This is a genomic window from Micromonospora sp. WMMD967 (assembly GCF_029626165.1).
Classification (GTDB): domain Bacteria; phylum Actinomycetota; class Actinomycetes; order Mycobacteriales; family Micromonosporaceae; genus Micromonospora; species Micromonospora taraxaci.
The window spans coordinates 2,291,336-2,303,875 of sequence record NZ_JARUBK010000001.1; the positions used below are offsets into that span (position 1 = coordinate 2,291,336).

Sequence of the window (12,540 nt, forward strand, 5' to 3'; positions counted from 1 at the left end):
GGCGGCCCCGATGCCTCCTGCCTTTGTCCAACCAACCCTGGGGAGGGTGGATGTTCTCCCGACTTCTGGGCACATCCGGTGCGTTGCAGCGCCGGGTAGTGCGGCCAGTGTCCTGGGCGATGACCATTGTGATGGGCGCAAGCGTCATCCAGGTCGTCAACGCCCCCGCCTCGGCTGCCGCCGAGCGCAAACGTCCGACGGCGACCGACGTCGGCAAGACCGTTCCGAACCGCGCGCCCCTCGGCGTGAAGCCTCGTAAGACCAACCCGGGCGCGGCTCCCGCCACGACCACTCCGGCGGCTGTCACCTGGCCGGCGGCGGGCGCTACCGAGATTTCGGTGCCCACTCCGCCAGCCGGCGCTCAGGAGCAGGCTGGCGCGCGTACCACCGCTTCGTCACCGGCCGCGACCGGCAAGGCCGGTGGCCTCGGAGTGTCGGTGTCGGCCGCTGCCAGCTCAGCGCGGAAGGCGGGCGCTCCGCAGGCTTCCGTTCCGAGGAAGGTACGCGTCGAGGTGCTCGACCGTGCTGCCTCCGAGCGGGCCAGGGTCGACGGCCCACTGGTCCGCGTGAATCGTGCCGACGGCCAGCACGGTGCCGGCGACGTCCAACTGGGCGTCGACTACGGCGGCCTGGCCGGCGCCTTCGGCGGCGACTTCGGTTCGCGGCTGAAGCTGGTGAAGCTGCCGGAGTGTGCGTTGACCACGCCGGGCAAGGCCGGCTGTGCGGCCGAGCCGGTGCCAAGTGTCAACGACGGCGAGTCCCGCACGCTCTTCGCCACGGTCAGCGCGGCCGCGACGGGTTCGACCTTCGCGCTGGCCGCTGCCGAATCCTCCTCGCAGGGCGACTACGGGGCGACGAAGCTTGCCCCGTCGTCCAAGTGGTCGGTCGCGCCGTCCACCGGTGGGTTCTCCTGGAGCTACCCGATGCGGACGCCACCGGTTCCGGGTGGCGGGGCTCCGGGCATCACCCTCGCGTACTCCTCGCAGTCGATCGACGGTCGCACCGCCACGACCAACAACCAGGGCTCCTGGTTGGGTGAGGGCTTCAACTACGAGCCGGGGCACATCGAGCGCCGCTACAAGTCCTGCGCCGAGGACGGGCACGACCAGTACGCCGACCAGTGCTGGGCGTACGACAACGCCACCATTCTGCTCAACGGCAAGTCCACCGAGCTGGTCAAGAGCGGCAGCACCTGGAAGTTCGCCACCGATGACGGCTCGAAGGTGGAGCGGTTCACCGGCGCCGACAACGGCGACAACGACGGTGAGCACTGGAAGGTCACCACGACCGACGGCACGGAGTACTTCTTCGGCCTGAACAAGCTTCCGGGCTGGACCACCAACAAGGAGGTCACCGGGTCGACGTGGACGCTGCCGGTCTACGGCGACGACGCCAACGAGCCGTGCAACAGCACGTCGGGCGGCTTCGCCGCCTCGCACTGCAACCAGGCGTGGCGATGGAGCCTCGACTACGTCAAGGACCGCTTCGGCAACGTCAGCTCGTACTTCTACACCCCGGAGACGAACTACTACGCCCGGGGCAAGAACACCGACGCCAACGGTGTGCCGTACCACCGCGGCGGCTACCTCAAGCGGATCGACTACGGGCAGCGGCACAACGCGGTCTACACCACCAACGCTCCGGCGCGGGTGCGGTTCGACGTCAAGGAGCGGTGCCTCGCGAGCGGGTCCATCGACTGCGACCCGCAGGATCTGAACACGACCACCGCGCCGTACTGGCCGGACGTCCCCTTCGACCGCAACTGCAACAAAGACACCAAGTGCAAGCTGGACCAGATCACCCCCACGTTCTGGACCCGGGCCCGGTTGACCGACATCACCACCGAGATCCGTCAGGGCAGCGGCTGGGAACCGGTCGACACCTGGAAGCTCGACCACCAACTCCTCGACAACGGTGACGGCTCCCGCACCCTCTGGCTGCACAAGATCACCCACACCGGTCTGTACGGCACGGACATCGCCATGCCGTCGGTGGAACTGGGAAACCTCCAGCTGTCCAACCGTGTCGACCGGGACGACGACAACATCGGTCCGCTGGTCCGACCCCGCCTTGCCACCGTCTGGACGGACACCGGCGGCCAGATCGACGTCAACTACGCGGAACCGGACTGCAGCAAGACCGCGCTGCCGACCGAGGGGAACAGCACCAAGCGGTGTTACCCGGTCAAGTGGAACCCGTACGGCAGCGGGGATCCCATCACGGACTGGTTCTTCAAGTACGTGGTCGCCGCTGTCGTCGAGACCGACCGGACCGGCGGCGCGCCGGACATGGTCACCAGGTACGACTACCAGGACGGCGCCGCCTGGCGGAAGTCCGAGCCCGACGGGATCTCCGACCCGAAGGACCTCACCTGGAGTGAGTGGCGGGGCTACGGCAAGGTCGTCGTCACCGTTGGCAACGGTCAGACCCAGACCACCAAGACCGAGTACCGCTACCTGCGCGGCATGCACGGCGACAAGATGCCGAACAGCACCGACACCCGCGACATCCGGGTGAAGGACTCCGCCGGCGTCGAGCACGTCGACTACGACGAGTTCTCCGGCCACCAGCTGGAGAGCACCGTCTACGACGGCGCCTCCGAGGTCAGCCGCAGCATCGCCACGCCGTGGCGGCACAACACCGCCACCGAGTCGCACAGCTGGGGTGCCAAGAAGGCCTGGTTCACCAACACCTCGGTGACCCAGAACTTCGTCGCGCTCGCCGCCGGAGGCTGGCGCCAGACCAAGAACATCTCGTCGTTCGAGACGGACTTCGGTCGGGTCACCAAGACCGAGAACCTCGGCGACGTCGATGTCACGGGTGACGAGGCGTGCAACACCACCACCTACGCGGACAACCCCAGCCTCCACCTGTACAGCCTGGTGGCACGGACGGAGTCGTTGTCGGTGGCGTGCGGCACCTCGTCGGTGGACCGGAAGACCCAGGTCATCTCGGACACCCGCACCCTCTACGACGGCAAGGCCTTCGGGGTGGCGCCCACGGTGGGCAACCCGACGGCGTCGGAGCGACTGGCGAGCCACAACGGCACCACGGCCACCTACATCACCACTGCGTCGGGGACCTTCGACTCGTACGGTCGGCCGCTCACGGCGACCGACGCGATGGGGAACACGACCACCACTGCGTACACCGAGACGAACGGCCTCACCACCAAGGTGGTGGAGACCAACCCGTTGGGCCACGTCACCACCACCGAGTACGCCACGGCCTGGGGCAGCCCGGTCAAGCAGACTGACCCGAACAACCAGGTCAGCCAGTTGGAGTACGACTCGCTGGGCCGACTGACGAAGGTGTGGATGCCGGACCGTACCGGTGCGACGGGCCTGAGCCCGAGCATCAAGTACAGCTACCTGATCCGCACCGACAAGCCGGTCGCGGTGAAGACCGAGAAGCGGCAGAACGACGGCTCGTACAGCGTCGAGTACAAGCTGCACGACGGTCTGTTGCGCCCACGTCAGGTGCAGACCGAGGGGCCGAACGGCACCCGGATGATCGCGGACACCTTCTACACGGCGACCGGCAATCTCGACAAGACGTACGCGACCTACAACGCGGCCGGTGCCCCGACCGACGTCATCTTCCCCGCCCGCAACGGCGAGGTCGACGGTCAGACGCTCTACGTCTACGACGGCGCCGACCGGGTCAAGGCGGAGATCTTCGCGGTAGCCGGCAACGAGAAGTGGCGCACCAGCACCACGTACGGCGGCGACCGCGTGTCGGTCGACCCGCCGCAGGGTGGCACCCCCACTACGACGATCTCCAACGCGATCGGGCAGACGACGCAGCTGCTGCAGTACAAGGGCACCGAGCCGTCGGGGGCGTTCGACAAGACGGCCTACACCTACAACCGCTCCGGCCAGCTCGCGACGGTCACCGACCCCGCCGGCAATGTTTGGAAGCACGAGTACGACCAGCTCGGTCGGAAGGTCAAGTCGATCGACCCGGATGCGGGCACGTCGACGATGACCTACGACAAACTGGACCGGCTCACCAGCACCACAAACGGTGTGCAGCAGACGATCAGCACCACCTACGACGCGATCGGACGGACGACGGCCAGCTACAAGGGGACCGCCGAGACCGGCACGCTCCTCAGTAGCTGGATGTACGACATTCAGAGGCTCGGGACGCTCTCGATGACGAGCCGATGGATCGACGGGGCCGAGTACGCCACGTACTACACCGGCTACGACGTGTTCTACCGGCCGCACAAGACCGATTACCAGGTGCCCGCGCACGCCGGAAACGAAATCGCGGGGTTCTACAGCTTCGCGACCGAGTTCAACGAGGACGGCACCGTACGAGCGACGGGCATGTCCGGCGGTGGCGGTTTGCCGATCGAGAGCATCGCCTACACCTACGACGGTATGGAGCGGCTGACCGCGACCGAGGGCGCCGTGCCGTACCTGACCGACGTCGACTACTCGGCCACCAGTGAGGTGATCCAGACCGAGGCGAAGCTCGGCGACAACAAGGTCTGGTCGACCTACGGGTACGAGCAGGGCTCCAAGCGCCTCACCAACCAGCGGTTGGATCGCAGCGGTGCTCCGGTCATCGACATCGACGCCCAATACAGCTACGACGCTTCTGGCAACATCACCCAGATCGCCGACACGCCCTCGGGCACCCGGGACGTGCAGTGCTTCACCTACGACTACCTGCGCCGCATGGAGCGGGCCTGGACGTCGGCGAGCACCGCCACCGACCCGTGCGCCGGAGGCCCGTCGAGCACGGGTGTGGGTGGTGTGGCTCCGTACCACCACGCCTACACCTACGACGTGGTGGGCAACCGCAAGACCGAGTCGCAGTTCTCCGCCAACGGCACCTCGATCAAGGAGCGCGCCTACACCTACCCGGCCGCAGGCCAGCCGCAGCCGCACACCCTGCGCTCGATGACCGAGACGACGTCTGCGGGGTCGAAGCTCCACGAGTACGGGTACGACGCCGCCGGCAACACGACACGTCGGACCAAGGTCGGCGAGGACCAGACCCTGAAGTGGGACGCCGAGGGCAACCTCGAGTCCGTCACCGACGCCGCAGGAAAGAAGACCAGCTTCCTGTACGACGTCGACGGCTCCCGGATGCTCCGCAAGGAGCCGAACGCCACCACGCTCTACCTGCCGGGCATGGAGATCCGGCTCGACCACACCACCAAGGCGACAGACGGCACCCGCTACTACCCCCTGCCCGGCGGCGGCACGATCGTCCGCAAGCTCAACGGACTGCACTACGTCGCCTCCGACCACCACGGCACGGGCCAGGCGACTGTCGACGAGAACGGCGGCATCGTGCACCGGCGGACCACGCCGTTCGGTGAGAGCCGTGGCACGCCGCCAACACCTGGGCAATGGCCGACGGAGAAGGGTTTCGTCAACGGAAACCAGGACTCCACCACCGGTCTGGTGAACATCGGCGCCCGCGAGTACGACACGGTCACCGGTCGGTTCATCTCCGTCGACCCGATCATCGACAGCACCGACCCGCAGCAGATGCACGGGTACGCGTACGCCAACAACAACCCGATCTCGTACTCCGACCCCGACGGTCTCAAGGCGTGCTCCGACGACGCCTGCGGCCCGGGTGCCGACTACGAGGACATGTACGGCAACTACCACGAGGTCAAGGGACACAACGACGGTTGTGGTGGCTGCTCGGGCGCGTACGACCCGGACGAGCCGACCAAGAACGTCTGGAACAACCCCCGTGCCAGCGACGAGGACCGCCGGGCGGCGGCAGCGGCAGCAGCGGAGAAGGAGCGCCAAGCGCGCATCGCGCGAGCGAAGCAGAAGCTTCTCAATGCGGCCAAAGCCCTTGCCAAGATCATGATGGACGAATTGGGTATTACGGATGCCCTGGACTGCTTCATCAAGGGCGACATGGGCGGATGTCTGAACACTGCTATAAATGTGGCCAGTGCGGCAATCGGTGGCGCGCTGGGTAAGCTGGCGGCAAGGTACGGAGCCCCATGGAAGTGGAAAAAGTTCGCCAACCTTGCTAGTCGGGCAAAGGGTCTCTTGGGCGATCTCATTGACGGGGTTAAGACGGTTATTTCGTGCAACAGCTTTGCGTTGGGCACCATGGTTTTGATGGCCGACGGGTCTCGAAAAGAGATAAATGATCTACAGGTGGGTGAGATGGTGCTCGCCACAGATCCTGAAACCGGAAAGACGGCTGCGAAACCTGTCGTTGCCACCATTGTTGGGCAAGGGGAAAAGCATCTTGTGCGAATTGGTATCAACGCAGGCGGCGAAAGTGCTGACAAGGACCTGACCGAAACCGTCGTTGCGACGGCCGGGCATCCTTTCTGGCTGCCGGAGTCCCGTGAATGGGTGGATGCCGAGGACCTGAGAATCGGTCAATCCCTTTGGACGGCCGCGAATTCTCTCGCTTCCGTTGTGTCCGTAACGCAGTGGACGGAGCAGTCGACTGTATTCAACCTTACAGTCGATGACATCCACACCTACTACGTGCTTGCCGGTGAGGACTCGCTACTCGTCCACAACGTAAACCGTAAAGGCTGCGAATTTGCGGATTCGACGAAGCGGTTCGCGGTGGACGACAACCTGTTGCGCAATGGTGGTGAACTTCGCTGCGACTACTGCAATCAGGAAATTCAGATTGCTAATCAGAGCAAGCGTGGAGTCAAGCCTCCGGGCAATGACCTGGCCTACGACCACTTCAACCCGGTCAAGCGGGGAGGTAAGGGTGGTCGTGATAACATCGTCACCTCTTGCCGGGACTGCAACGGTGAAAAGGGAGATATGGCTCCGGAGGATTGGCTTGGCCGGTTGGCAGGCATTCCTAATACAGGTGCTGGTTCGGGCCTACGGAGCGCAACGCACCTAAATCTAATCAACTTGGGCTGAGCTGCAGCGTTCTGACCGGAGAAATGCATGAGTGTATCTGAAGTGGCGGCGCGGTTGCCGGGTATAGAGATAGTCCATACGCGATCAGTAGCCTTGGCGACATTGGATGCGATCCTCTCCGCTGACTGGGAGTCCAGGCGGTACTCTTTCGACGTCGAGTGGGGCCCGCAGGAGCAGCTTGGGTCGATGCGTAATGGCAGTGGTGACGAGTGCTCGGTTGTTTTCTTTCAGGAGGGCGCTTTCATCCGCGGTTTCGATCATGAATCGGAGATGAGCCCCTTGAAGCGGGATCCGGCGTCGCTCTGGCCTGGCTTGGTCGATGGCATTCCTCCGCCTTTCATGGAGTTTGTCGACGAACCCGCATTCTCGGGTAAGGATGACGCCCCTCTCATGACGGTCTGCCTCTGGCGTTCCCATCAAGATAAGGAATGGAGCTTCGGGGATCTTCAATACCCAACCGAAGGTGGTGCCGCCGACGGCTCCGACTGGCTCCTGGGGCATCTGGTGGACTGGTCGCCGCAGATTTACTTAGAATCAGCAGTTCAGTATTTCGAAGTAGAGTTGGAGTTGGCGGACGTTGCTGCTGTCTACCAGGGTGATCCGCTTGATCGCCAAAGGGTCCATCGCATGAATCCTGAACGGGATTGGGATGAATTGGTCGCAGAGGTAGCAACCTTTTCTTATCCAGTCGACGTTAACTAGACCCGAATCCATGGATTAGGAAAGAGGCGGGTGTGTGATTGCTCTCACACCCGCCTCTTGAGGATTCGATCGCCCGGCAATGTGAAACCTGACCCACTGGCCTTGGCTGGACGCCTTATGGTTTGCCGGTTTCCACGGGTGGGTGTGCCAACGCGTCCTCGGCCGTCACACCGGGCTGTCCTGGCCGTATGTCATCGCCTCCCTGGAGGTGCCGGAGGCGTTGTCGGGGCCCTGCGACCTGAACGGCCTCGACTCGGACACGCAGCTGCGGATGATCGACCGGATGCTGGCGCTCATCCGTGAGTTCGCGGACGCCGGTGACGTTTCCTCCAGGTAGGGCAAGCAAAAGGACAGGGGCGTGACCGCGAAGGTCACGCCCCTGTCCGGCGACAGACGGCAGGTCAGTTACGTGAGCAGGTTGCCCCGTTGAGCGAGAAGCTGCTCGGCGACGAGTACGCCCCGTTCAGCGTCCCCTGGTAGCCGAAGCTCGCCGTGCCACCGGGTGCAATGGACCCGTTGTGACCGACGTTGCGGGCGGTCACCGCGGAGCCGCTCTGGCTGACCGTGGCGTTCCACGCGTTGGTGACGGTCTGCCCGCTGGGCAGGTTGTAGTTGAGCGTCCAGCCGTTGATCGCGCTGGACCCGGTGTTGGTGACAAGCACGTCGGCGGTGAAGCCGTTGTTCCACGAGTTTGCCGTGTACTTCACCGCGCAGCTCGCGCCACCGCTCGGCGGCGGGGTGGTCGGCGGCGGGTTGGTGGGGCCGCCACCGCCGTTGACGTTGGCCGAGAACGACGTCACGGCGAGGCCGACGCCGCCCTGCCACGGCTCGAAGCCGGCCTGGATGCTGGTCAGGTACCAGGAGTTGGTGATCGCGCCACGGTTGCGGGTGTCGTTGATGAAGTCCAGCACGCTGAAGTTCAGGCTGGAGATCGCCGACTGCGCGACGTAGGAGATGACGTTGTTGGAGCCGTTGCTGCCCCGCCAGACCTCCCAGGTGCGGCCGGCGAGGTTGGTGGTGCCGACCACCGAGCCGATGGGCTGGATCGAGCCCTGCCGGTTGAGCCAGATCATGATCTCCATCTGGTTCACGCCGTCCCGCTTGGGCGACGGGTCCAACCAGATGTCGTACGACGCGTTGTAGGTGGCGCCGCTGACGTACCGGTAGGAGATGCTGCTGGTGGCGCTGCTGATCTGACTGACCTGCATCGGCAGGTTCGTGCCGGGGGAGCAGTTGGTGTAGTGACAACCGAAGAACACCGAGGGGTACGCCGTGGGCGCCCCGTTGGTGGGGCTGCTCCCGTTCAGCGTCCTGATCTCGAAGCCGTTGTTGGTGACGTTGATGCACTGCTCGGCGGTGGTGCCCCAGCGGTTGTTCTGTACCACGTAGCGGCCCTGGATGGTGGTCGAACCGTACTGCTCACAGATCAGGGTGTCGGCGGAGGCGGTGCCGCCGAGGGCCACGGCCACCAGTGAGCTGGTGAGGAGGAGCCCGGCGGCGGCCAGGGCCCGAAGTTGACGTTTCATGACGCTCCTTGACTCGGCGCGTGCCGGGCGCCGGATGTGGTGGGGTGGTGCGGGAGCGCTCCCACGCTCAACGACACATTTACATGCTTGAAACTAGGGCGCAACTGCATGCGTCAAACTGGCGAATTGTGAGGATTGCCACGCCCCACCGGACGGCTGTCACCCGACGGCCAGCTAAGTGCCGCGAACCGCCGACGGGAGCCACCGAGACGGCCGATTAGGGCCTGGTGTGGGGCAATCGCTCCGAGTAGCGTGTTGCCTCCAACGCGTTCCGCTCCCCCTCCGGAGGCGTACACCACCATGGGTGGCTCCCCCCTGCGCATCCTCGTCGTCGGCGCGGGCATCGCTGGCCTCGCCGTGGCCCGGGCGCTGCGCCTGGCGGGCTTCCGGCCGGACGTCACCGACAAGCTGCCGCCGGGGGAGTCCACCGAAACCGGCCTCTACCTGCCCGGCAACGCCGCCCGCGCGCTGCACCGGCTCGACTTGCACGACCCGGTCCGTCCGCTCGGGCAGGTGATCCACCGGCAGCACTTCTTCGACGCCGCCGGCGCGCACCTCTGCGAGGTCGACCTCGACGCCCTGTGGGCGGGGGTCGGGGAGTGTCGCGCGTTGCCCCGGGCCGACCTGCACCGGGTGCTGCTCAGCGGCGCCGGCGGGGCCGTCCGGCACGGCGCCGAGGTCCGCACCCTGGAACTGCTGCCCGGCGCGGTCGGCGTCACCTTCACCGACGGCACCACCACCGAGTACGACCTGGTCATCGGCGCCGACGGGCCGCGCTCCTCGGTGCGGGCGCTGGCCGCTCTCGGAGGGCCGCCCCGGCCGGTCGGGCAGGTGGTCTACCGGGCGGTGCTGCGGGACGGTCCGCCGGTCGCCGAGTGGACCGCCCTGCTCGGCCAACGCTCCGGTTTCCTGATGGTGCCGATCGGTGCCGGGCGACTGCACCTGTACGCCGACGAGGCCGGCACCGAGGAGCCCGCCGAGCCCCTCGCGCGGCTGCGGGAACTCTTCGACGACTATCGGGGCCCGGTGCCCGAGGTGCTGGCCGCGCTCGACGAGGTGCACGTCGGGATCACCGACGAGGTGGAGCTGGGCCGCTGGCACCGGGGGCGGGTGCTGCTGGTCGGCGACGCGGCGCACGCCACCGCGCCGACGCTCTCCCAGGGTGCGGCGATGGCCCTGGAGGACGCGGTGGTGCTGGCCGAGTCGCTGCGCGCCGCCAACAGTGTTGACGCGGCCCTGGTCGCGTACGAGAGTCGTCGCCGCCCGCGTACCCGATGGGTGCGGGACCGGACCCGGGACCGCAACCGGACCAGGGACGTGCCGCCGGCGCTGCGCGACCCCCTGCTGCGCGGACGCGGCGACCGGATCTTCGGGGAGCACTACCGGTTGCTGCTCGGCCCGCTGTAGCCCCGTTGTAGATCGTGTCACGCCACCCCACGCGGCGCTGCGACCTGCCGGGGACTATCCTCCTTGCGGATGACGGCCCGCCGATAACCAGCGTGTGCCGAGCGGGACAACCGAGAACCGGAGGCCACTCGTGACCACCGTCGCACCCAAGCCGGTCGTGACCCGGCCCTGGCCGGTCCGGGAGCCGGTCAAGGGGTCGGCCATCGCGCGGCTGCTGCGAACCACGGACGCGAAGCAGATCGGGATCATGTACATGATCACCGCGTTCGTGTTCTTCATGATCGGTGGCCTGATGGCCCTGATCATGCGGGCTGAGCTGGCCCGACCCGGGCTGCAGTTCCTGTCGCCGGAGCAGTACAACCAGCTCTTCACGATGCACGGCACGATCATGTTGCTGTTCTTCGCGACGCCGATCGTGTTCGCCTTCGCGAACTACATCGTGCCGATCCAGATCGGCGCACCCGACGTCTCCTTCCCCCGGCTGAACAGCTTCGCCTACTGGCTGTACCTGTTCGGCGGCACGATGGCGACCGCCGGGTTCATCACCCCGGGTGGCGCCGCCGACTTCGGTTGGTTCGCGTACGCGCCGCTGAGCAGCGTCGAGCACTCGCCCGGCGTCGGCGCCAACATGTGGATCATGGGTCTGGCCATCTCCGGTCTGGGCACCATCCTCGGCGCGGTGAACATGATCACCACGGTGCTGACCCTGCGCGCGCCCGGCATGACCATGTTCCGGATGCCGATCTTCACGTGGAACATCCTGGTCACCAGCCTCCTGGTGATCCTGGTCTTCCCGCTGCTGGCCGCCGCGCTGTTCGCGCTGGCCGCGGACCGCATCCTCGGTGCGCACGTGTACGACCCGGCAACCGGCGGGCCGATGCTCTGGCAGCACCTGTTCTGGTTCTTCGGGCACCCCGAGGTGTACATCGTCGCGCTGCCGTTCTTCGGCATCATCAGCGAGGTCATCCCGGTCTTCTCCCGTAAGCCGATCTTCGGTTACAAGGGTCTGGTCGCCGCGACCGTGGCGATCGCCGCGCTCTCGATGAGCGTCTGGGCGCACCACATGTTCGCCACCGGCCAGGTGCTGCTGCCGTTCTTCAGCTTCCTGAGCTACCTGATCGCCGTGCCGACCGGTATGAAGTTCTTCAACTGGATCGGCACCATGTGGCGGGGCCAGATCAGCTTCGAGACGCCCATGCTCTGGGCGGTCGGCTTCCTGGTCACCTTCCTCTTCGGTGGTCTGACCGGTGTGCTGCTGGCCAGCCCGCCGATCGACTTCCACGTGTCGGACTCGTACTTCGTGGTGGCGCACTTCCACTACGTGCTCTTCGGCACGATCGTGTTCGCGGTGTTCGCCGGCATCTACTTCTGGTTCCCGAAGATGTTCGGCCGGATGCTCGACGAGCGGCTGGGCAAGGTGCACTTCTGGCTCACCATGATCGGCTTCCACACCACGTTCCTGGTGCAGCACTGGCTCGGCAACGAGGGCATGCCCCGTCGGTACGCCGACTACCTGCCCGGTGACGGCTTCACCACGCTGAACATGATCTCCACGATCGGCGCGTTCATCACCGGTATCTCCACGCTGCCGTTCATCTACAACTGCTGGAAGTCGTACAAGACCGGCCCGGTGGTCGAGGTGAACGACCCCTGGGGTCACGGCAACTCGCTGGAGTGGGCGACCAGCAGCCCGCCGCCGCTGCGCAACTTCGACAAGATGCCCCGCATCCGCTCGGAGCGGCCGGCGTTCGACGCGAAGTTCCCGGAGCTGGCCGCCGGCGGCCAGAGCCTGGCCGGCCCGCCGGAGGGTGGCTCCAAGCCGCTCACCAGCGAGTCGGACGGCGGCGCGAGCTACCGCGAGGACACCGCCAGCGACATCGACAGGCACTGACGCTCGAACTCGGCAGTACGACGGGCGCCGCCCTCCGGGACCACCCGGGAGCGGCGCCCGTCGCCGTCACCAGCCCATCCCCGCTCGGCCTCCGCCCCGGCTCCGGCGTTGCCTTGGCCTCGGCGTG

At 66.1% G+C, this 12,540-nt stretch carries 6 protein-coding genes; 5 read left to right on the forward strand and 1 reads right to left on the reverse strand.

Features of this window, described 5'->3' with window-relative positions:
- The first annotated feature begins 50 nt into the window (after window positions 1-50).
- The 3 genes from O7631_RS10800 (at window position 51) to O7631_RS10810 (ending at window position 7,926) form a co-directional block, all read left to right on the forward strand.
- Window positions 51-6,887: a polymorphic toxin-type HINT domain-containing protein gene (locus O7631_RS10800; RefSeq protein ID WP_278144122.1), complete on the forward strand. Its 6,837-nt coding sequence runs from the start codon at window positions 51-53 to the stop codon at window positions 6,885-6,887.
- 27 nt (window positions 6,888-6,914) lie between these two features.
- Entirely contained in the window at window positions 6,915-7,589 is a 675-nt protein-coding gene (locus O7631_RS10805; protein WP_278144123.1) for a hypothetical protein, read from the forward strand.
- Window positions 7,590-7,731: 142 nt separating this feature from the next.
- Window positions 7,732-7,926: a hypothetical protein gene (locus O7631_RS10810; RefSeq protein ID WP_278144124.1), complete on the forward strand. Its 195-nt coding sequence runs from the start codon at window positions 7,732-7,734 to the stop codon at window positions 7,924-7,926.
- A 64-nt stretch (window positions 7,927-7,990) separates the two neighbouring features.
- Here the strand turns inward: O7631_RS10810 and O7631_RS10815 are convergent, their stop codons facing one another.
- Window positions 7,991-9,115, reverse strand: coding sequence for a cellulose binding domain-containing protein (locus O7631_RS10815; RefSeq protein ID WP_278144125.1), 1,125 nt, complete (start codon window positions 9,113-9,115; stop codon window positions 7,991-7,993).
- Window positions 9,116-9,415: 300 nt separating this feature from the next.
- Between O7631_RS10815 and O7631_RS10820 the strand changes: the two genes are divergently transcribed.
- Together O7631_RS10820 and ctaD are read left to right on the forward strand one after the other, a co-directional pair.
- Complete coding sequence (locus tag O7631_RS10820) at window positions 9,416-10,522, forward strand: FAD-dependent monooxygenase (protein WP_278144126.1); 1,107 nt, start codon at window positions 9,416-9,418, stop codon at window positions 10,520-10,522.
- Window positions 10,523-10,652: 130 nt separating this feature from the next.
- On the forward strand, window positions 10,653-12,413 hold the full coding sequence (ctaD, locus tag O7631_RS10825) for a cytochrome c oxidase subunit I (protein ID WP_269680901.1): 1,761 nt from the start codon (window positions 10,653-10,655) through the stop codon (window positions 12,411-12,413).
- The last annotated feature ends 127 nt before the right edge of the window (window positions 12,414-12,540 follow it).

Coding starts and splice junctions, on each gene's coding strand:
- O7631_RS10800 (WP_278144122.1), top strand. CDS start 51: ATGTTCTCCCGACTTCTGGGCACATCCGGTGCGTTGCAGCGCCGGGTA.
- O7631_RS10805 (WP_278144123.1), top strand. CDS start 6,915: ATGAGTGTATCTGAAGTGGCGGCGCGGTTGCCGGGTATAGAGATAGTC.
- O7631_RS10815 (WP_278144125.1), bottom strand. CDS start 9,115: ATGAAACGTCAACTTCGGGCCCTGGCCGCCGCCGGGCTCCTCCTCACC.
- O7631_RS10820 (WP_278144126.1), top strand. CDS start 9,416: ATGGGTGGCTCCCCCCTGCGCATCCTCGTCGTCGGCGCGGGCATCGCT.